Source organism: Stenotrophomonas sp. Steno-Z1 (assembly GCF_056393175.1).
The window spans coordinates 775,739-794,611 of sequence record NZ_JBWJPB010000001.1; the positions used below are offsets into that span (position 1 = coordinate 775,739).

General features: G+C 68.8%; 21 protein-coding genes and 1 pseudogene. 8 read left to right on the top strand and 14 right to left on the bottom strand.

Annotated elements, in window-relative coordinates; genetic code table 11:
- Positions 1-4 precede the first annotated feature (4 nt).
- The 3 genes and pseudogenes from AC06FD_RS03305 (at position 5) to AC06FD_RS03315 (ending at position 2,463) form a co-directional block, all read left to right on the top strand.
- On the top strand, positions 5-862 hold the full coding sequence (locus tag AC06FD_RS03305) for an MBL fold metallo-hydrolase (protein WP_478076968.1): 858 nt from the start codon (positions 5-7) through the stop codon (positions 860-862).
- A 7-nt stretch (positions 863-869) separates the two neighbouring features.
- Positions 870-1,175, top strand: a pseudogene (locus AC06FD_RS03310) (transcriptional regulator).
- Positions 1,176-1,266: 91 nt separating this feature from the next.
- Complete coding sequence (locus AC06FD_RS03315; protein WP_478076969.1) at positions 1,267-2,463, top strand: sensor histidine kinase; 1,197 nt, start codon at positions 1,267-1,269, stop codon at positions 2,461-2,463.
- Positions 2,464-2,765: 302 nt separating this feature from the next.
- Here the strand turns inward: AC06FD_RS03315 and AC06FD_RS03320 are convergent, their stop codons facing one another.
- The 11 genes from AC06FD_RS03320 to ccmA form a co-directional block, all read right to left on the bottom strand.
- Positions 2,766-3,368, bottom strand: coding sequence for a DUF1294 domain-containing protein (locus AC06FD_RS03320; RefSeq protein WP_449335908.1), 603 nt, complete (start codon positions 3,366-3,368; stop codon positions 2,766-2,768).
- A gap of 8 nt (positions 3,369-3,376) precedes the next feature.
- Positions 3,377-4,489 (bottom strand): homoserine O-acetyltransferase MetX, encoded by a 1,113-nt coding sequence (gene metX / locus AC06FD_RS03325; protein ID WP_394162534.1) that lies wholly within the window; start codon positions 4,487-4,489, stop codon positions 3,377-3,379.
- Between the two features lie 67 nt (positions 4,490-4,556).
- On the bottom strand, positions 4,557-5,549 hold the full coding sequence (locus AC06FD_RS03330) for a tetratricopeptide repeat protein (protein WP_478077360.1): 993 nt from the start codon (positions 5,547-5,549) through the stop codon (positions 4,557-4,559).
- 11 nt (positions 5,550-5,560) lie between these two features.
- Positions 5,561-6,046 carry a cytochrome c-type biogenesis protein gene (locus tag AC06FD_RS03335; protein ID WP_394162538.1) on the bottom strand — a complete coding sequence of 162 codons (486 nt, stop codon included), beginning with the start codon at positions 6,044-6,046 and terminating at the stop codon, positions 5,561-5,563.
- Positions 6,009-6,533 carry a DsbE family thiol:disulfide interchange protein gene (locus AC06FD_RS03340; protein WP_394162692.1) on the bottom strand — a complete coding sequence of 175 codons (525 nt, stop codon included), beginning with the start codon at positions 6,531-6,533 and terminating at the stop codon, positions 6,009-6,011. Before AC06FD_RS03340 ends, AC06FD_RS03335 begins: the two co-directional genes overlap by 38 nt.
- A 102-nt stretch (positions 6,534-6,635) precedes the next feature.
- On the bottom strand, positions 6,636-8,549 hold the full coding sequence (locus tag AC06FD_RS03345) for a heme lyase CcmF/NrfE family subunit (RefSeq protein ID WP_478076970.1): 1,914 nt from the start codon (positions 8,547-8,549) through the stop codon (positions 6,636-6,638).
- Complete coding sequence (ccmE, locus tag AC06FD_RS03350) at positions 8,550-9,011, bottom strand: cytochrome c maturation protein CcmE (RefSeq protein WP_259203385.1); 462 nt, start codon at positions 9,009-9,011, stop codon at positions 8,550-8,552.
- Complete coding sequence (locus tag AC06FD_RS03355) at positions 9,008-9,193, bottom strand: heme exporter protein CcmD (RefSeq protein ID WP_394162543.1); 186 nt, start codon at positions 9,191-9,193, stop codon at positions 9,008-9,010. Before AC06FD_RS03355 ends, ccmE begins: the two co-directional genes overlap by 4 nt.
- The gene (gene ccmC / locus AC06FD_RS03360; protein WP_394162545.1) at positions 9,190-9,966 is read right to left on the bottom strand and encodes a heme ABC transporter permease CcmC; all 777 of its coding nucleotides are present in this window, start codon (positions 9,964-9,966) and stop codon (positions 9,190-9,192) included. Before ccmC ends, AC06FD_RS03355 begins: the two co-directional genes overlap by 4 nt.
- A 96-nt stretch (positions 9,967-10,062) precedes the next feature.
- Positions 10,063-10,758: a heme exporter protein CcmB gene (ccmB, locus tag AC06FD_RS03365; RefSeq protein WP_478076971.1), complete on the bottom strand. Its 696-nt coding sequence runs from the start codon at positions 10,756-10,758 to the stop codon at positions 10,063-10,065.
- Positions 10,755-11,417: a heme ABC exporter ATP-binding protein CcmA gene (ccmA, locus tag AC06FD_RS03370; RefSeq protein ID WP_394162547.1), complete on the bottom strand. Its 663-nt coding sequence runs from the start codon at positions 11,415-11,417 to the stop codon at positions 10,755-10,757. The genes ccmB and ccmA overlap by 4 nt, the downstream gene beginning before the upstream one ends.
- Before the next feature lie 54 nt (positions 11,418-11,471).
- Here ccmA and AC06FD_RS03375 point away from each other — a divergent pair, with 54 nt between their 5' ends.
- The 3 genes from AC06FD_RS03375 to AC06FD_RS03385 all read left to right on the top strand — a co-directional run bounded on the left by AC06FD_RS03375 (position 11,472) and on the right by AC06FD_RS03385 (position 13,980).
- A complete protein-coding gene (locus AC06FD_RS03375; protein WP_478076972.1) occupies positions 11,472-12,620 on the top strand; it encodes a pyridoxal phosphate-dependent aminotransferase in 1,149 nt (382 codons plus the stop codon).
- Positions 12,620-13,453: an amidohydrolase gene (locus tag AC06FD_RS03380; protein WP_478076973.1), complete on the top strand. Its 834-nt coding sequence runs from the start codon at positions 12,620-12,622 to the stop codon at positions 13,451-13,453. The genes AC06FD_RS03375 and AC06FD_RS03380 overlap by 1 nt, the downstream gene beginning before the upstream one ends.
- A gap of 92 nt (positions 13,454-13,545) precedes the next feature.
- Positions 13,546-13,980: a hypothetical protein gene (locus AC06FD_RS03385; protein WP_259203378.1), complete on the top strand. Its 435-nt coding sequence runs from the start codon at positions 13,546-13,548 to the stop codon at positions 13,978-13,980.
- Between the two features lie 186 nt (positions 13,981-14,166).
- On the opposite strand, the gene AC06FD_RS03390 is transcribed toward AC06FD_RS03385, so the two are convergent.
- From AC06FD_RS03390 to AC06FD_RS03400, 3 genes are read right to left on the bottom strand one after another with little or no spacing between them, the layout of a single operon-like run.
- A complete protein-coding gene (locus AC06FD_RS03390; RefSeq protein WP_478076974.1) occupies positions 14,167-15,987 on the bottom strand; it encodes a pseudouridine synthase in 1,821 nt (606 codons plus the stop codon).
- A complete protein-coding gene (scpB, locus tag AC06FD_RS03395) occupies positions 15,980-17,017 on the bottom strand; it encodes an SMC-Scp complex subunit ScpB (RefSeq protein WP_478076975.1) in 1,038 nt (345 codons plus the stop codon). Before scpB ends, AC06FD_RS03390 begins: the two co-directional genes overlap by 8 nt.
- A 15-nt stretch (positions 17,018-17,032) precedes the next feature.
- Positions 17,033-17,938, bottom strand: a complete 906-nt coding sequence (locus AC06FD_RS03400) for a segregation and condensation protein A (protein ID WP_259203373.1) — start codon at positions 17,936-17,938, stop codon at positions 17,033-17,035.
- A 349-nt stretch (positions 17,939-18,287) separates the two neighbouring features.
- Here AC06FD_RS03400 and AC06FD_RS03405 point away from each other — a divergent pair, with 349 nt between their 5' ends.
- Entirely contained in the window at positions 18,288-18,587 is a 300-nt protein-coding gene (locus tag AC06FD_RS03405) for a YciI family protein (RefSeq protein ID WP_259203371.1), read from the top strand.
- Positions 18,584-18,853, top strand: a complete 270-nt coding sequence (locus AC06FD_RS03410; protein WP_259203369.1) for a BolA family protein — start codon at positions 18,584-18,586, stop codon at positions 18,851-18,853. Before AC06FD_RS03405 ends, AC06FD_RS03410 begins: the two co-directional genes overlap by 4 nt.
- Positions 18,854-18,873: the final 20 nt, after the last annotated feature.

Sequence of the window (18,873 nt, forward strand, 5' to 3'; positions counted from 1 at the left end):
GACCATGAATACAACCCTGCCTGGACCGGCCCTGCCTGCGCAGCAGACGGGCGACTTTTTCATCCAGGCCCTCAGTGATGGCCACCTGCCTGGCAGCCTGGAGCTCCTTTCCCACATCGACCCGGCCGATGCCCTCCAGCTGCAGGCACGCGCAGGTGTGCACGATCCGGCGTCGATCCACATCAACGCCTATCTCGTGCGCGGGCAGGGCCGCACGATGCTCATCGATGCCGGCGCTGGCGGCGTAAAGGGATGGGGTGGGCAGCTGACGGCCAACCTCGCGCGGGCGGGTGTGCAGCCTGCCGAGGTGGACGCCGTGCTGCTGACGCATGCCCATCCTGACCATGTCGGCGGCCTGCTCGACGCGCAGGGCGGGCCGGTCTTCGCCAACGCGGAACTGCTGATCCACCCACGCGAGCTGGCCTTCTGGGAGGACGATGCCCACCTTGCGCGGAGCAACGCGCGCGCACGCGGCAACTTCCTGCTGGCACGCCAGGTCGTCGCCCGGTATCGCCACCATCTTCGGGTCGCGGGGGAAGGCGAGGTGCTGCCTGGCATGCACATGCTGCCGCTACCCGGGCATAGCGCAGGGCACGTGGGCTACCGCATCGAGTCGGACGGGCGAAGCGCGTTGATCTGGGGCGATATCGTGCATTTTCCGCATATCCAGATAGCCCGCCCTGCGGTATCCATCGCATTCGACCAGGACCCGCTGCTGGCGGCCGCCACACGCTCACGGCTTCTGGATGTTGTCAGCGCCGATGGGCTGGAGGTCGCCGGCATGCACCTGGGGGAGCTTGGCTTCGCACGCATCCACCGCGTGGGAAACGGGTTCGGCATCAGGTACGAAGACCGGCGCTAGCCACGCAATGACGGGTAGGGCCGCTGGCGTCGCCGAGCTGCCCTGCTGCATGGCGACACCGTTGCGTCTGTTCTTCTTTGTCCGCTGTGTCGAGGTGAGTCGGCCGTGGGCGGCCCGGAGGCGGCCACCGGCAGTCGACAGCCGGCCTTGTCACAGCAACTGGCTGAACTGCGCAAGCAGCCGTGGGTTGCCACGCGAAGCGAGCCTCGTTCAATCCTCCACCGGACGTCGCCCCCCAGTGGCTGCCTTGCTCACGGCCCTGTATCGACGAAGGGCTCGCTTGCCTCCGTCGGGACACCCACCGGGCCCCTGAGTGCCCAGCCCGACTGGCCCGCACGCCTGCGGACCTGCCAACGCACGGGTTCCCCCATGAGATAATGCGCCACCGACCCAACCTGTCACGCATGGACACCCTGACCGACCCTGATCTGCTGAACGACATCGCTGAGATCGGTCGAATCCAGGCGGTGCCGCGAATCCTCGAAACCGTAGCCCACATCACGGGTTCGCGATTCGCCGCTATTGCCCGCGTGACCGAGACAACCTGGACGGCGTGCGCCACACTCGACACCCTGGGTTTCGGGCTGGTTCCAGGTGGTCAACTGGTGCTCGAAACCACCATCTGCGACGAAATCAGGCGGTCTTCGACCTCCGTCGTATTCGCGAATGCGAGCGCACACCCGCTTTACTCCACGCATCACACGCCCCGGATCTACGGGCTTGAGAGCTACGCGTCCGTTCCCATCCATCGGCCGGACGGGACCTTCTTCGGCACGCTGTGCGCCATCGACTCGGCGCCAGGCAACTTCGACGAAGCCCATGTCCAGCGCTCGATGGAGTTGCTTGCCGAGCTGATTGGAAACTACCTGGACAAGGAAGATCGCCTGCTGCAGGCCGAGAGTGCACTCTCCGATGCGCACCGCGCTGCCGACTTGCGCGATCAGTTCATCGCGGTTCTGGGACACGACCTGCGCAGCCCTCTCCAGGCGATCAGCATCGCCGCAGACTCGCTGAGCATTGACGCGAATTCCGAGCGTCAGCATCGCATGCTCGCGCACATCGCGTCAGGCGTGACCAGGATGGACGGGCTGATCAACGACGTGCTTGATTTCGCCAGAGGGCGCCTGGGTGGCGGCATTCCCATCTCGCTGCAGGCAACCAGCACGCTGGACGCGGAACTGAAACGGGTGGTGGACGAGGTAGCCATCGCCACTGGGTGCCAGGATATCCAGGTTCAGATACGGCTCGAAGGGACTGTGGTCTGCGACCCCAGCAGGCTGTCACAACTGCTGGCCAATCTGCTGACAAACGCGGCCCAGCATGGCGAACGTTCGTCCCCCATCACGTTGAACGTTCACTGCGCGCCCAATGGGTTCATCCTGGAGGTGCACAACGCCGGCGTCATTCCGTCCAGCAGCATGGACACAATTTTCAGCCCGTTTTCGCGCGAAAAGGGCGAGCGCCCGCGACCTGGTCTCGGTCTTGGCATCTACATCGCATCGGAAATTGCGAGGTCCCATGGCGGCACACTGAGTGTGCAGTCGAATGAGGCCGCCGGGACATTGTTCACGTTCCAGATGCCGAACGCTACGCTGCCGTAAAGGGTGATTCTGACGCAGCGGCAGGTCATGGCGCGCGCCCGAAAGTCGTCGCCCTGGCTGAGTGGCTCGCCGCCGGAATCCCGGCCAACCAAGGGTGATCCCGCCTTCGTGCGCGTTCAACGTCTCCTGGACAACGGATAAACCCAATCCGCTTTCCTCCGCGCCGCGTCCGATCACCTGGTAGAAACGGTCGAAGACGTGCAGTGATGTCCGTTCGGTCGGGCGTTACACAAGGCTCTGCCGGGTCGGGCGCCGGGGGAGTCGGGCGCCCGATGGCTGCGCCACCCACGCCTGGCGTGGATCTACCGAGCGATGTCGTGCAGTAGCCAGGCCAGCCCGACCAGGTTGATCACCACTATCAGCCAGAACATCTGCTGGAAGGAGGCCTTGCGGTTCTTGTGGCGCAGCAGCGACTGGGCAAGCAGGGCGCCTGGCCAGCCGCCGAGGAGTGCGAGCAGCTGCAGGGTCTTTTCGGGGGTGCGGCGGCGGTCGGCCTGCGCGGCGGATTTGTCGTGCGAGTAGGCCAGGAACGTAACGACGCTGGCGCCCAGGTAGGCGGCCGGCAACCATGTCGGCCAGTGCATCCACGCCGTCAGCGCACCCAGGCAGGCAAGGAAGAGCAGTGCGATGGCCTTGCGAGGGAGGATGTCGCGCCCCGTCCGTTCGGCCGAAGGGCGGGTGCGTGCGCCACCACGCTGCAGCGCGAAGCGCACCTGGGCCGCGTTCGGCCGCCCTTGCGCATCGCGCTCGGCCACATAGGTGATGACATCGCCGAGTGCCGGGCGCCGATCGCGGGCGGCAAATGCGCGGATATGCACGAAACAGCGCTCGCCGCCGCCATTGGGCTGCACGAAGCCGAAGCCGCGTGCGTCGTCCCACTCACTGAGCTTTCCCTGCAGTCGCATGTCTGTCCTTAGAGCGTGGAAAGGAACTCGCCGACCGCAGGCCCGAACCGCGCGAAGTCGACCAGGAACGCATCATGGCCCTGCGGCGAATCCAGGCCGATGAAGCGCGCATCGGCGCCCCCGGCACGCAGGCCGTCGGCAATCTGTTGCTGCTGCTGCACCGGGAACAGGATGTCGGTGTTGGCGCCGATCGCCAGCGCTTTGTCGACCTTGATCCTGGCCAGCCCGGCCAGGACATCGCCGTCGGCGTATTCGGCCAGGTCGAACCAGTCCATCGAGCGGCTCAGGTACAGGTAGCAGTTGGGGTCGAAAAAGCGCACGAACCGACGCGCGTGGCCTTCCAGGTAGCTTTCCACCTGGAATTCCAGCCCGAACGGGTCATCGTCGGCCTGGTCCGAATCCAGCCGCACGCGGCCGAAGCGGCCGTCCCACTCCAGCGCGGACCGGTAGGTGATCACGCCGAGCTTGCGCGCCATGCGCATGCCCGATTCGGGGTAGCTGGCGTCGTCGTAGCGGCCGGCATCCCACTTGGGGTCCAGGCGGATCGCCTCGCGCTGCAGGGAGCGGATCGCGATGGAGAAGGGCAGGGCCTGCGCACTGCCGGAGATATTGATGTGGCTGCGGGCGATGCCCGGGTGCAGCAGCAACAGCGCCAGCGCGGTCATGCCGCCCATCGAGTTGCCGATGACGCAGGCCAGCTGGTGGATGCCCAGCGCGCGCACCACCTCCACCGCCGCACGCGCGCCGTCTTCAATGGACAACTCGGGGAAGCCGAGGCGGTACAGCTGGCCGGTGGCCGGATCGATCGTGGCCGGGCCGGTGGAGCCCTTGCAGCTGCCCAGCGAGTTCACGCAGACCACGAACCAGCGCTCGGTATCGATCGCCTTGCCCGGGCCGAGCATGCCTTCCCACCAGCCAGCCGCGGGGTTGTCCGCGTTGGCGGCAGCGTGCGCGTCCGGCGACAGGCCGGTGACGATCAGGATTGCGTTGCCCGCATCGGCATCCAGCGTGCCCCAGGTTTCAAACGCCACATGCGCGCCGATCAGTTGGCCACCGCGCTTGAACGGGAACGGCGAGGGCAGGGCGTGGTAGCGGGTACCGGGGGGGATGAATTCAGTCATGCGGCCATTTTAGCCGGGTCCGTGCCACGCGCCGCACCGCTGGCGGCACGCAGCATCGCAGCGCCGCTCATGGCCCGCCAATCACCAACGGCACCGGCCCGGCATGCGGCAGGCGAACGCGGACGATCGGGGAATCGACATCGCCGTCCTGGCGATTGGCCTGGCCGGATGCGGACAGGCGCGCAAACACCTCCACCTCCGGATGCGCAGAGAGCGGCTGGGTCGGCATGGGGCTGTCGGCATCGTCCAGCGTGACCTGCAGCGGCAGCTCGGCCAGCGCGTGCTTCTGCACGGCCACCGGCATCGGCGGGCCGCCCGGCACGCGGGCGATGACGAACACCCGGGCGTCGGCAGGCACCTGCAGCCGTGCGGCGAAGGCGGGCGCCAGGCTCACCGTGACGGCGAGCGAAGGCGACGCGCTGGCGGCCTGCGCGGCGGCCGGCAGGCCGGCCTTGTCGCGGGCAACCGCAATCTGCGCGCGCAGGGCCTTGGCCGCGCCCGGCGCAAGCCTGGGCAGCAATGCCTCCCACGTCGCGGCAGCCTCGGCATCCTGGCCGCGCTGGCGCAGCGCGATGCCGATCAGCCAGCCGGCACGTTCGCCGTCGGGGGCGAGCTGTTGGGCGTGGCGCAGCCATTGCAGCGCGGTGTCGTCGAACGTCCTCGTCGGGTCGGCCTGGGCACGCGCCTGCGCCGCTTCCACCAGGACCTCCGGTTCGTCGGGGGCCAACTGCACCGCCCGCGCATAGGCCGCGTTGGCCTCGGCCAGGTTGCCCAGTGCCTGCTGCGAGCGGCCGAGCAACGCCCAGCCATCGGCGCGCTGAGGGTCGCGCGCCAAGGCCTGCTGCAACTGCGCCACGCCGGCCGCCAGGGTGGCCGGTTCGCCCGTGTCCGGCGCCTGCGTGGCAGCCTGGGGCGTGCCCACCAGGGAATACAAACCGTAGCCGGCCAGGCCGAGTGCCACCACCAGTGCGATGAAGGGCGCGCGCCGGCTGCTGGCGCGCAGCGGCCACAGCACCGCCAGTCCGACCGCACCTGCCGCCAGTGCCGCGGCCGTTGGCAACCAGGACCCGCTCACCAGCGCGCCTCGTTGTCGTCCATCGGTTGCAGCTGGCGGCTGCGGCGACGCACCACCCACACCAGCACGCCGGCACCGGCCACCAGCAGCACGACGGGGCCGAACCAGAGCACGCTGTTGCGTGCATCCATGGCGGGGCGATACAGCACGAAGTCGCCGTAGCGCTCGACCAGGAACTGCTTGATCTGGGCGTCGTCGCGGCCCTGCTGCATCAGCGCGAGTACTTCGCGGCGCAGGTCGTGGGCGATCTGCGCGTTGGAATCGGCCAGCGACTGGTTCTGGCACTGCACGCAGCGCAGCTCGGCGGCCAACGCATGGAAGCGCGCCTCTTCGGCGGCGCTGCGGTAGTGCAGCGGGGTGGGGTCGGAGACGGCCTGGGCCAGTGCCGCCCAAGGCAGCAGCAACGCGGCGAGCAGCAGCCCGCCGCGCAGCCAGCCGTGCAGGTCAGGGCGCGGCGGGAAGGCGGTTCTGGGCGTTGGCATTGGCGCGCTCCACCTTCTCCAGTTCGGGGATCAGCTGGGTGTCGATCACCCGCTGGCTGAGGGCACCGCTGTATTTCCAGCGCACCACGCCGCTGGCATCGACCAGGAAAGTCTCCGGCGCGGCGGTCACGCCCCAGTCGATGGCGGTGCGGCCTTCGATGTCGGTGAGCACCAGCACGAACGGATTGCCCAGTTGTTCCAGCCAGCGCAGCGCATCGGCCGGTTCGTCCTTCCAGTTGTAGCCGATCACCCGCACGCGCTTGGTCTCGGCGAAGCGGGTCAGGATCGGGTGCTCCTCACGGCACGCCGCGCACCAGCTGCCCCACACGTTGAGCACGTAGGGCGCGCCGCGCAGTTCGGTGCTGCTCACCTTGAGGGTCGGGTCGTGCAGCACCGGCAGCGTGAATGCCGGGGCCGGCTTGCCGATCAGCGCCGAGGGCAGTACATCGCGGTCCGGCGCGCCGGATTTCATCACTCCGTATACCATCAGCCCGAGCAGCCCGAAGAAGAACAGCACGCCGATGACGATGGCCACGGGCGGCAACGGACGGGAAGCGGGACGCGGATCGGACACGGGGAACTCCAGGACTCAGGGACGACGGAAACGACGGTCGGCGGCGGTGACGAAGCCACCCAGTGCCATCAACAGGGCGCCCAGCCAGATCCAGCGGACGAACGGTTTGACGTGCACGCGCACCGCCCAGGCATTGTTGCCCAGCGGCTCGCCCAGCGCCACGTACACGTCGCCATTGAGGCGGGCATGGATGCCGGCCTCGGTCATCATCTGGCCGCCGCTGGCATAGGCACGTTTTTCCGGGTGCAGCAGCGCCACCTCGCGATCATCGCGCAGCACCCGCACATGGCCACGATCGGCGCTGTAATTGGGGCCCTGCTGGTGGTCCACGCCCTCGAAGCGCAGTTCATAGCCCGCCACCTGGAGCGTCTGCCCCGGCGACAGCGCGACCTCGCGCTGCACGTTCAGCGCTTCCACCAGCAGCGCGCCGGCCAGGAACACCGCCACGCCACCATGGGCCAGCAGCATGCCGACCATCTCGGCGTTGAAGCGGCCGTTGCCGCGCAGCCGGCTCCAGACGAAACGGGCCGTGCCGAGCGCTACCCAGGCCGCCGCGGTCACGCCGGCGGCGGTCTTGAGTGCGCCCTGGGGCGCCATGAAATAGGCAATCCCACCCAGCAGCAGGGCCAGCACGGCCCACGGCGCCAGCATCGCCAGCGCACGCGAGGGCTGGTCGCGCTGCCAGTTCACCAGCGGGCCGAACGGCAACAGCGCCACCAGCGGGGCCATCAGCAGCAGGAACAGGGTGCCGAAGTAGGGCGGCCCGACCGACACCTTGCCAAGCCCCAGCGCATCGGCCAGCAGCGGGTACAGGGTGCCCAGCAGCACCATCGCGCAGGCCGCGGCGAGCAGCAGGTTGTTGGCCAGCAGCAGCGTCTCCCGCGAGGTTGGCATGAAGCCGCGGCGCGGGTCGTCGTTGCCCAGCGCGCCGGCGCGCAGTGCGTACAGCAGCAGCGCGCCGCCGATGACGAGGGCAAGGAAGATCAGGATGAAGGTGCCGCGCGAGGGATCGGCGGCGAACGAATGCACGCTGGTCAGCACGCCCGAGCGCACCAGGAAGGTGCCCAGCAGCGACAGCGCGAACGCGGCGATGGCCAGCAGCAGTGTCCAGCTGGCGAAGCTGCCGCGCTTTTCGGTGACCGCCTGCGAGTGGATCAGGGCGGCGCCGGCCAGCCACGGCATGAAGCTCGCGTTCTCCACCGGGTCCCAGAACCACCAGCCGCCCCAGCCCAGTTCGTAATACGCCCACCAGCTGCCGAGTGCGATGCCCAGGGTCAGAAAGCCCCAGGCCACGTTGGTCCACGGCCGCGTCCAGCGCAGCCAGCGTGCATCCACGCGGCCATCCAGCAGCGCGGCGATGGCGAAGGCGAACGGCACGGCGAAGCCGACGTAGCCCAGGTACAGCATCGGCGGGTGGATGATCAGCCCGGGGTCCTGCAGCAGCGGGTTGAGATCGTGGCCTTCCAGCGGTGCCGGCAGCAGGCGGGCGAAGGGATTGGAGGTGAAGATCAGGAAGGCGAGGAAGCCGATGCCGATGATGCCGAGTACGCCCAGCACGCGGGCCAGCACCTCGATCGGCAGGCGCTTCGACCACAGCGCGACGGCGCCGTTCCACAGCGCCAGCACCAGCGCCCACAACAACAGCGAGCCTTCATGCGCGCCCCACACCGCCGAGTAGCGGTAGGCAAGCGGCAGCAGCGAATTGGAGTTCTCGGCCACGTAGCGCACCGAGAAGTCCTGGGTGACGAATGCGGCGGTGAGCACGCCGAACGCGCCCAGCAGCAGGGCCAGCTGCGCGAACGCGGCGGGCCGCGCCACCGCCATCCACGTCGCGCGGCCGCGCTGGGCCCCCCACAGCGGCAACACGGCCTGCAGCACCGCCATCAGCAGGGCGGTCACCAGCAGGATCTGCCCCAGTTCGGGCAGCACTCAGCGCGCCTCGGGTGCGGTCACGGGCACGTCGTGCTTGCTGTGCGCCTGGCCCATCTTGTCGGCCACTTCCTTGGGAATGTAATTCTCGTCGTGCTTGGCCAGCACTTCATCGGCGATGAAACGGCCGTCCTGCAGGCGGCCCATGGCGACCACGGCAGTGCCTTCGCGGAACATGTCCGGCAGGATCCGCGACGTGCTCACCGGCAGGGTGGCATCGCCGTCGGTCACCACGAAATGCGCTTCCAGCGAACCGCTGGCGCGCTGGAACGAGCCCTTCACCACCATCCCGCCGAGGCGGAACCGCGACTGCGGATCGACATCGCCGCGCAGCACCTCGGCCGGGGTGTAGAGGTAGGCGATATTGCGTTGCAGGGCGAAGGCCACCAGCGTGGTGGCCAGGCCGGAGGCGAGCAGCAGCAACAGCACCCAGACCATGCGGCGGCGCTGTACCGGGGTCATCGGCTCAGCTCCGGGGCCAACGTGGCGCCGGGTTGCGGCTTGGCGCGCGCCTGAAGCCGCTGCTGGCGGTGCCGGGCCTGCCAGCGCGCCAGGCGCAGGCGCAGCCAGGACCCGAACGCATCGCAGCACAGCACCAGCACGAACACCGCGAAGGCGGCAATGATGAAGGGCAGGTGGGTCATCGCGGCATCTCCCCGGCAGTGCTGGCGGCACCGCCGCCGATGCGTTCGCCCACCCAGGCCTTGCCGGCCTCGCGCAGCAGGTTGTCGGCGCGCGCCTTGGCCAGCAGCGAGCCGGCGAACCACAGCTTGGTGCCTACCACCATCCACCACAGCGGTGCGATCAGCTCCGGGCGGATGGCGTTGTCACCGAACACGTTGACCGACTGGCGCTGGTGCAGCCCGCCCCACCAGTCCACCGAGTAACGGATCACCGGCAGCAGGCCGACGCCGACGATGGCCAGCAGCCCGGCCGCGCGCGCGGCGCTGCGACGGTCTTCGATGGCGTAGTACAGGCCGATCACGCCGAGATAGAGGAACAGCAGGATCAGCTCGCTGGTCATGCGCGGGTCCCAGTCCCACCACGTGCCCCAGGTGCCCTTGCCCCAGATGCTGCCGGTGAGCAGCGTGATCAGGGTGAAGCCGGCGCCCATCGGCGCGCAGGCCATCGCCAGGATCTCGCAGATCTTGATCCGCCAGACCAGCGCGATGGCCGCGTACAGCGCCATCAGCGCGAACACGAACAGGCTCATCCACGCGCTGGGCACGTGGATGTAGATGATGCGGAAGGCGTCGCCCTGGTTCTGCTCCGGCGGTGTCACGAACAGGCCCTGCCAGATCCCGAGCAGCAGCACCGGCACCGCCGCCACGTAGAACACGCGCGACCAGCGCGCGGCGAAGCGATCGAAGGTGGGCGGCGAAGCGGTTTGGTGGAACCAGCGGACAATCGGATGCATACGGCGGTGGTTATCCAACGAAGGGCGACGATTCAACGGACGTGGAGCGGCTTGTTGAACGATGACGCTGGAAACGGTGGTGCGGTGGACGATGGCTCAATGCAGGGAAATCCGGATGGCCGCGGCGGTGGCCAGCGGTGCCAGCACCAGGGCGACCACCAGGCCGGCGCCGAGCAGCAGCAGCGCGCCGACCGGATCCTGCCCGCGCGCGGCTGCCGCCACGCTGCCCGCACCGAACACCAGCACCGGTACGTACAGCGGCAACGCCAGCAACGCCACGAGAATACCAGAGCGCCGGATACCGACGGTCAGTGCGGCAACCACGCCACCGATCAGGCTCAACAGCGGTGTTCCCAGTACCAACGATGCCAGCAGGATGGGCAGTTGGTCATGCGGCAGATGCAGCATTTCGGCCAGCAGCGGCGCCATGAGGATCAGCGGCCCGGCGGTGGTCGCCCAGTGCAGCAGCACCCGCACCAGCACCAGCCAGGCCAGCGGCACCGGGGCCAGCAGCCACTGTTCGAGCGAGCCGTCCTCGGCATCGCTGCGGAACAGCGAGTCCAGCGACAACTGGCCGGCCAGCAGCACCGCCAGCCACAGCACCGCCGCGCCCACCTGCGGCATCAACTGCGGCTCGCGGCCCAGGGCAAGGGCGAACAGCACCACCACCAGTACCGCGAACATCAGCGGCTGCAGCGCATCGCCGCGGCGCCGCCAGAGCAGGCGCAGGTCGCGTACCACCAGCGCGCGGGCGGTCTGCCACAGGCCGGGTTCGGTACCGGGCGCGATCATGCCGCTGCTCCCAGGCTGAGCAGGCGGGTCTGCACCGGCGGCGCCGCGTAGGCGCCGTGGGTCGTCACCAGCGCCGCGCCGCCGCTGCGCAGGTGCGCCGAAATCATCCGGTTGACCAGGTTGATGCCCTCCAGGTCCAGGTTGGCGTAGGGCTCGTCCAGCAGCCACAGGGGCGCCGGCGACAGCCAGATGCGGGCCAGGGCCAGCCGACGCTTCTGCCCGGCCGAGAGTTGCCGCACCAGGGTGTCCTCGTAGCCGGCCAGGCCGACGATGGCCAGCGCGTTGCCGGGCATCTGCCGGGTGCGCCGCCCGTGCAGGCCGCACAGGAAGTTCAGGTTCTCCAGCGTGTCCAGGTCGGCTTTGAGGGCGGGCAGGTGGCTCAGGTACGCCACGAACTGCGACCGTTCCTTGTGCCCGGCGGGCCGGCCATCGATCTGCACCTGCCCGGCGTCGGCGCGCAGCAGGCCGGCCAGCACCCGCAGCAGGGTGGTCTTGCCGGCGCCATTGTCGCCCTGCACCAGCAGCGCCTCGCCAGCGTCGATGTGGAAATCGAGCGGGCCGAACACCGGCTCATCGTTGCGACTGAAGGCGAGGCCCTGGGCGGCCAGCAACGGAGGAGCGTTCAAGGGTCGGGTCTTTGCGGCGGGAAGGGCGGTCATTGTATCGGGGGTTTTGCGTACACTGCCCTTTCCCCCTTTTCGCCTTCCCTGCCGATGCAACCGCAAACCAAGCTGCCCAAGGTGGGCACCACCATTTTCACCGTGATGTCCCAGCTGGCTGCCGAGCATGGCGCCGTGAACCTGGGCCAGGGGTTTCCGGACTTCTCCGCGCCGCAGCGGCTGCTGGATGAAACCATCAAGGCCATGCAGGGCGGGTTGAACCAGTACCCGCCGATGACCGGGGTGGCCCCGCTGCGCCAGGCCATCGCGCAGAAGTCGCTGGACCTGTACGGGGCCCAGGTCGACCCGGACGCCGAAATCACGGTGACCAGTGGCGCCACGGAGGCGATCTTCAACGCCATCCACGCCGTGGTGCGCCCGGGCGAGGAAGTGATCGTGCTGGACCCGGCCTATGACTGCTACGAGCCGGCCATCGACCTGGCCGGCGCGCGCGCCGTGCACGTGCCGCTGGACCCGCAGACCTTCGCGGTCGATTGGGACCGCGTGCGCGCGGCGATCACCCCGCGCACCCGCCTGCTGATGGTCAACACCCCGCACAATCCCTCCGGCGCGATGCTGACCGCCGATGACATGCAGGCGTTGGCCGACGTGCTGCGCGGCACCGGCATCTACCTGATCTCGGACGAGGTCTACGAACACATCATCTACGACGGCCGCCGCCATGAGTCGGCGCTGCGTTACCCGGAACTCCGTGAGCGCGCGTTCGTGATCTCCAGTTTCGGCAAGACCTACCACTGCACCGGCTGGAAGATCGGCTATGCGATCGCGCCGCCGGCGATGAGTGGCGAGTTCCGCAAGGTGCACCAGTACAACACCTTCACCAGCTTCGGCCCGGCCCAGTATGGGTTTGCCGCGATGATCCGTTACGAGCCCGAACACCACCTGGAACTGGGCGCGTTCTACCAGGCCAAGCGCGACCGCTTCCGCGAGCAGTTGCTGGGCACCCGCCTGACCCCACTGCCGGTGCCGGGCGGTTACTTCCAACTGGTGGATTATTCCGCGATCAGCGACCTGCCCGACCATGAGTTCGTGAAGTGGCTGACCATTGAAAAGGGCGTGGCCGCGATCCCGCTGTCGCCGTTCTACGAAACTGCGCCGGCCAGCCAGCGCCTGGTGCGGCTGTGCTTCGCCAAGAACGAGGCCACCCTGGACGCGGCGATCGAACGCCTGCAGGTGCTGTAATGAGTACAGCCATCGAGCGCTGCGACCTGCGCATCTCCCTGGTCCAGGGCAACACCCGCTGGCACGATCCCGCCGGCAATCGCGATTACTACGGCGCGCTGCTGGCGCCGTTGGCCGGGCAGACCGATCTGGTCATCCTGCCGGAGACCTTCACCAGTGGATTCTCGAACGAGGCCATCGACAAGGCCGAGGGCATGGACGGCCCGACCGTGGCGTGGATCCGCGAACAGGCGGCACGGCTGGGCGCGGCGGTCACCGGGAGCGTGCAACTGCGGGCGGGGCAGGGCGTGTTCAACCGCCTGTTGTGGGCCACGCCCGATGGCGAGCTGCAGCACTACGACAAGCGCCACCTGTTCCGTTACGGCAACGAGCACCTGCGCTATGCCGCCGGCAGCGAGCGCCTGAGCGTGGACTGGAAGGGCTGGCGGATCAATCCGCAGGTCTGCTACGACCTGCGTTTCCCGGTCTTCTGCCGCAACCGCTTCGACGTGGAGCGCCCCGGCGAGCTGGATTTCGACCTGCAGATTTTCGTCGCCAACTGGCCCTCGGCGCGTGCGTATCCGTGGCGCACGCTGCTGCGTGCACGTGCGATCGAAAACCTCTGCTATGTCGCGGCGGTCAACCGCATCGGCGTGGATGGCAACGACCTGCACTACGCCGGCGACAGCGCGGTGATCGATTTCCTCGGCCAGCCGCAGGTGGAAGTGCGTGAGGTGGAGCAGGTGGTCACCAGCACCATTTCCGCCGCCGCGCTGGCCGCGCACCGCGCCCGTTTCCCGGCGATGCTCGATGCCGACGCGTTCACCCTCGACGGGCCGGTCGACGCAGGCTGAACGGACGCCTGATGGCTGCGTGTGGCCTCATCCGGGCCACACGCCGGCGCTGCTAGATTCGCCTCGTCACCCACTGAGTACGAGCGGACCGCATGAAGAAGTTTTCCCTGGCATTGATCGCACTGGCCGGCCTGTCCACGGCCTCGGCCGCGCAGGCCGCCGGCAACATCGACTGCGAACTGCACTACAACCTGGCCGGTTGGTCGGTGCTGTACAAGACCGCGTCCGGCACCGGCACCATCAGCTGCGACAACGGCGCGCGCATCCCGGTCAAGATCACCGTCAAGGGCGGCGGGCTCACCGTGGGCAAGTCCAAGATCGTCGATGGCAAGGGCAAGTTCTCCGGCGCCTATTCGCTCGACGACCTGATCGGTTCGTACGCCTCGGTGGAAGCGCATGCCGGCGCGGACAAATCCAGCAACGCGCAGGTGATGACCAAGGGCGATGTGTCGCTGGCCCTGGCCGGCACCGGCAAGGGCTGGGACCTGGGCGTAGGCCTGGGCAAGTTCACGATCGAGCGTCGTTGAGTCAAGCGCGCCATTGAGGCAAGGGTGGCCCGGCGAACGGCATCCACGCATGGCGTGGATCCACGCGCGACGGCATGCAGTTCTCCGTGGTGCACGCAGCGCTGCCCGTAGCGTCACGCGATGCGTGGATCCACAACGAAAAACCCCGGCTCACGCCGGGGTTTTTTGATCTCAGCGTATCAGCGATCAGCCGCCGCGCGGGCCGCCACCACGGTGACCGCTGCCGCCCGGGCCGCGGCTGCCGCCGGGCCGGCCGCCCGGGCCGCCGGGACCACGACCGCCGGGGCCACCCGGGCCGCGGTTGCCGCCCGGACCACCCGGGCCACGGTTACCACCGGGGCCGCGTGCGCTGGCGCCGCCCGGACCACGGGCACCGGGGCCACCCGGGCCACGATTGCCACCCGGACCACCCGGGCCGCGGTTACCCGCCGGACGCGCGCTGCCGTACGGGCTGACGCCCGGGTTGGCATGGTCGGACGGGAAGCTCGGGGCATTGCCCGGGTGACCGTACGGGTGGCGGGACGCGCCCTGGCCACCCTGGCCACCGCGGTTGCCACCGGCACCGGCACCGGCCGGACGGCCCTGGCCGCCGTAGCCGCCACGACTCTCGCCACCACGGTTCTCACCGCCGTAACCACCACCGCCGCCATAGGGGCCGCGGCCTTCAGCGCCGCCACCGTAGCTGCCACGCCCCGGGCCGCCTGCGCCGCCCGGACCCTTCGGCTTGCCGTAGGGACGGCCCTGGCCGCCGGCACCCGCGCCGGCACCCGGACCCCGCGCGCCCGGCCCACGGGCAGCGCCCGGGCCGGCATTGCGGTGGCCGCTCGGGCCGGTGCTGACACCGTCCGGCACGTACCAGCTGCGGAACGCGGCCGGGTTGCCTTCCGGCAGCGCGCGGTTGCCCTTGTCCGGGCGCGCCTTGAACGGGCGCTGCGACTGCTTGGCCGCCGCTTCACCGCTGACCGTCAGGCCACCCTTGAAGCCGCCGCCCTTGCCGCCGCGGCCACGGCCGCGTTCTTCGCGCACGTTGTCGAAACGACGCAGTTCGCGGCCTTCATCGGCCGAGTTGTGGCCGTTGACGTAGGCGTTGCTGCGAGCACCGTCGCGCGACACGCGCACGGTGGTCTTGGCGGCGCGACGCTGGCCGATCACCGGCTGCAGGGTCAGCGCCGACGGCGCGCCTTCTTCCAGCTTCAGTTCGGCGCGCAGCGCTTCGACCTGCTTGGCCGGCAGTTCCACCGACTGGCCGCGCAGCAGTTCGCGCGGCAGGCTCACCTTGCCGTAGCGGGTGCGCTTGAGGCGGCTGACCTGGCAGCCCTGCGATTCCCACAGGCGGCGCACTTCGCGGTTGCGGCCTTCCTTGACGACTACGCGGAACCAGTCATGCGAATCGGTGCCGCCAATGCGTTCGATCTCGTCGAACTTGGCCGGACCGTCTTCCAGCGCCACGCCACGGGCGAGGCGGTCGACGATGTTGTCCGGCACTTTCTCCTCGCCTTCCGGGGCGCGCACGCGCACCACGTACTCGCGTTCGACCTCGTAGGAGGGGTGCATCATCGCGTTGGCCAGCTCACCGTCGGTGGTCGCCAGCAGCAGGCCGGTGGTGTTGATGTCCAGGCGGCCGATCGCGATCCAGCGCGCGCCCTTGAGGGCAGGCAGCGCTTCGAACACGGTCGGGCGACCTTCGGGATCTTCGCGCGTGGTCACTTCGCCTTCCGGCTTGTTGTAGGCCAGCACGCGGGAGGTTTCGGTCAGCGCGGTGGCGACGAAGCCACGGCCGTCCAGTTCGACCTTGTCGCCGCTCTTGATCGACTGGCCGGTCTGCGCGACCTCGCCGTTGACCTTGACCAGGCCATCGGCGATGCGCTGTTCCAGCGCGCGGCGCGAACCCAGGCCGGCCTGCGCCAGCACTTTGTGCAGGCGCTCTTCGAGCTTGGGCTGTTCGGAGGCGGTTTCGCGCTTGAGCGAAAGCTTGTTCAACGACGGCTTGCGGGGGGTGTCACTCATTTACTTGGCTCCGGCCGGCGACGGGTGCGTCGGCCTCTGGTTCGGGATCGGCTTCGTCAACAGCCACGGTCGTCTTCGCGACGGCGTTGTTTTCGGTTTCGTTCTGGGGCGCCGCGCGCTCTCCCGGCGCGGTATCGGGTTCGCCATCGCTGGCGGTCGTATCCGCGTCGTCGTCGGCGAGCGACAACGGCGCATGGGATGGGGTATCGGTGTCGTCCGCGTCGGCGGACGCATCACCATTGTCCGGGTCTGCGGGGTGCTCCGCCAGCCGTGCCGAGGCCAGCGCCACGCGGGCTGCCAGGCGCGCGGCGACCGGGTCCACCGGGTCTGCGGGATCTGCAGAATCCGACGGCTCCGACGGCTTCGACGGCTCCGACGGCGCCGGGGTGGCGTCGTCATTGGCCGCGTCGGTGTCCGGCTCGGCCTCCGGTGTCGCAGCGCCGGCAGCCAGGCGACCGGCCGGCTGGCCCTCGCTGTCCAGCGGCAGCTGCGGCTCCAGCTCGCCCAGGTCGCGCAGTTCGGACAGCGGCGGCAGTTCGTCCAGGCGCTTGAGCCCGAAGTAATCCAGGAAGCCCTTGGTGGTGCCGAACAGTGCCGGCTTGCCGGGCACGTCGCGATGGCCGATCACGCGGATCCATTCGCGCTCTTCCAGCGCCTGGATGATGTTGCTGCTCACCGCCACGCCGCGCACCTGTTCGATCTCGCCGCGGGTGATCGGCTGGCGATAGGCGATCAGCGCCAGGGTTTCCAGGGTGGCGCGGGTATAGCGGGTCTTGCGTTCGGTCCACAGCCGGGTGATGTAGCCGTGCACTTCACTGGTGACCTGGAAGCGGAAGCCGGAGGCCACCTCGACCAGTTCCACGCCCCGCTGCGCGCAGCCTTCGCGCAGCAGTTCCAGCGCGCGTTCGATGCTGCCCGGCGGTGCCGGTTCCTCTTCCGGGAACAGGCCCTGCAGCTGCGCCAGGGTCAGCGGCTGGCTGGAGGCCAGCAGCGCGCCTTCGACAATGCGGTTGATCAGCGGTTGATCCATGCGTGGGTCGGGTGCTCAGTCGGATTCGTTGGCGGCGTCGGCGTCGTCGAACTCGCTGTTGAACTGCAGCGGTTCGTTGGTGTTGCCGGCGGCCAGGGACTTGACGTAGATCGGCGCCAGCGGTGCTTCCTGGACGATGTCCAGCAGCTGTTCCTTGGCCAGTTCGAGCAGGGCCAGGAAGGTGACCAGCACCCCCAGCTTGCCTTCCTCGGCGGTGAACAGCGTTTCAAACCGGTAGAACCGGCCGTCCTCCAGGCGCCCCAGCACGTCGCCCATGCGTTGGCGCACGCTCAGCGCCTCGCGCTTGATCGCGTGGCCGGTGAACAGCTCGGCGCGCTTGAGCACGTCGTGCAGCGCCATCAGCATTTCCTTCAGGTCCACCGGCGGCGGCAGCTTCACCGCGGCCCGGTCGGGCACGAAGGCATGGGCCAGGCTGGTGTCGCGATCCTGGCGGGGCAGGGCGTCGATGTCTTCGGCGGCCTGCTTGAAGCGTTCGTACTCCTGCAGCCGGCGCACCAGCTCGGCGCGCGGGTCGGCTTCCTCGCCTTCCACGCTCGGCGGCCGCGGCAGCAGCATCCGCGACTTCACCTCTGCCAGGATCGCCGCCATCACCAGGTACTCGGCCGCCAGTTCGAAGCGCAGCTCCTGCATGACGTTGATGTACTCGACGTACTGGCGGGTGATCTCGGCCACCGGGATGTCCAGGATGTCCAGGTTCTGCCGGCGGATCAGGTACAGCAACAGGTCCAGCGGGCCTTCGAAGGCATCCAGGATGACTTCCAGCGCATCCGGCGGGATGTACAGGTCCTGCGGAATCTGCAGGACCGGTTGACCATGCACCACGGCCAGCGGCATTTCCTGCTGCTGTGGAGCGGTCGGCCGGGTTTGCGGGTTCGCGTCGAGCGCGAGTTCGGAAGTCATCTAGTTGACGTCAGTATTGCAACGGACCGGTCGCCGTGCCGTGCCCGCGGCCGGAACATTCCGGGCGGTACGAAGGCTGGCATGACATGACACGCCTGCGTCGGCGCGGTTCCACACTTCAAACAGCAAGGCGCGCCGCGATGGGCAGCGACAGGACTACGGGGAGGTCGTCTACGTGGACTGGTGTGGGGCAGCGGGTCGGTCGTCGGGTGGCGGTGAAGCCGTCTGCCGACGGGGCTGCTGCGTCCAGCCACGTGCAATGGACCCAAGAGTACGGGTTCAGGCCGGCAGTGTCCAGCGAGGCGGGCTAGAATCGTCGGGTTCGTTTAGCTGAACCCTGGAGTTGCCTGTGTGGTACGTGATTGAAGGCTATGACGGCGCCGATGTGCTGGCCGCCCGTATGTCGGTGCGCGAGGCGCACCTGGCCCGTTTGACCGCCCTGCGCGATGCAGGCCGGCTGCTGCTGGCCGGGCCGTGCCCGGCGATCGACAGCGAGGACCCGGGCCCGGCCGGTTTCAGTGGCAGCGTGGTGATCGCCGCCTTCGATTCGCTCGACCAGGCCCAGGCCTGGGCCGATGCCGATCCCTACGTGGCCGCCGGGGTCTATACCCGCGTACAGGTGCGCCCGTTCCGCAAGGTGCTGCCGTGAACCGGGTCGAGCGCATCCGCGCGGCCCTGCAGCAGGCGCTGGACCCGGAACTGCTGGAGGTGGAGGACGACAGCCACCGCCATGCCGGGCATGAGGGCGCGCGCGACGGTCGCGGCCATTTCAACGTGCATGTGGTCAGCGCCGCGTTCGAAGGGAAGCTGCCACTTGCGCGCCACCGGGCGGTCTATGCCGCCTTGGGCAGCATGATGGACACCGATATCCATGCGCTGTCCATCCGCGCCGAAGTGCCAGCCAAAAACGGCTGAAAGCCTTGTCCTGCCTTGTC

Bases quoted from the DNA above. Each gene is read 5' to 3' on its own strand.
- AC06FD_RS03305 (WP_478076968.1), top strand. From the start codon at position 5: ATGAATACAACCCTGCCTGGACCGGCCCTGCCTGCGCAGCAGACGGGC.
- AC06FD_RS03315 (WP_478076969.1), top strand. From the start codon at position 1,267: ATGGACACCCTGACCGACCCTGATCTGCTGAACGACATCGCTGAGATC.
- AC06FD_RS03320 (WP_449335908.1), bottom strand. From the start codon at position 3,368: ATGCGACTGCAGGGAAAGCTCAGTGAGTGGGACGACGCACGCGGCTTC.
- metX (WP_394162534.1), bottom strand. From the start codon at position 4,489: ATGACTGAATTCATCCCCCCCGGTACCCGCTACCACGCCCTGCCCTCG.
- AC06FD_RS03335 (WP_394162538.1), bottom strand. From the start codon at position 6,046: ATGCCAACGCCCAGAACCGCCTTCCCGCCGCGCCCTGACCTGCACGGC.
- AC06FD_RS03340 (WP_394162692.1), bottom strand. From the start codon at position 6,533: ATGGTATACGGAGTGATGAAATCCGGCGCGCCGGACCGCGATGTACTG.
- ccmE (WP_259203385.1), bottom strand. From the start codon at position 9,011: ATGACCCCGGTACAGCGCCGCCGCATGGTCTGGGTGCTGTTGCTGCTG.
- AC06FD_RS03355 (WP_394162543.1), bottom strand. From the start codon at position 9,193: ATGACCCACCTGCCCTTCATCATTGCCGCCTTCGCGGTGTTCGTGCTG.
- ccmC (WP_394162545.1), bottom strand. From the start codon at position 9,966: ATGCATCCGATTGTCCGCTGGTTCCACCAAACCGCTTCGCCGCCCACC.
- ccmB (WP_478076971.1), bottom strand. From the start codon at position 10,758: ATGATCGCGCCCGGTACCGAACCCGGCCTGTGGCAGACCGCCCGCGCG.
- ccmA (WP_394162547.1), bottom strand. From the start codon at position 11,417: ATGACCGCCCTTCCCGCCGCAAAGACCCGACCCTTGAACGCTCCTCCG.
- AC06FD_RS03375 (WP_478076972.1), top strand. From the start codon at position 11,472: ATGCAACCGCAAACCAAGCTGCCCAAGGTGGGCACCACCATTTTCACC.
- AC06FD_RS03380 (WP_478076973.1), top strand. From the start codon at position 12,620: ATGAGTACAGCCATCGAGCGCTGCGACCTGCGCATCTCCCTGGTCCAG.
- AC06FD_RS03385 (WP_259203378.1), top strand. From the start codon at position 13,546: ATGAAGAAGTTTTCCCTGGCATTGATCGCACTGGCCGGCCTGTCCACG.
- AC06FD_RS03390 (WP_478076974.1), bottom strand. From the start codon at position 15,987: ATGAGTGACACCCCCCGCAAGCCGTCGTTGAACAAGCTTTCGCTCAAG.
- scpB (WP_478076975.1), bottom strand. From the start codon at position 17,017: ATGGATCAACCGCTGATCAACCGCATTGTCGAAGGCGCGCTGCTGGCC.
- AC06FD_RS03400 (WP_259203373.1), bottom strand. From the start codon at position 17,938: ATGACTTCCGAACTCGCGCTCGACGCGAACCCGCAAACCCGGCCGACC.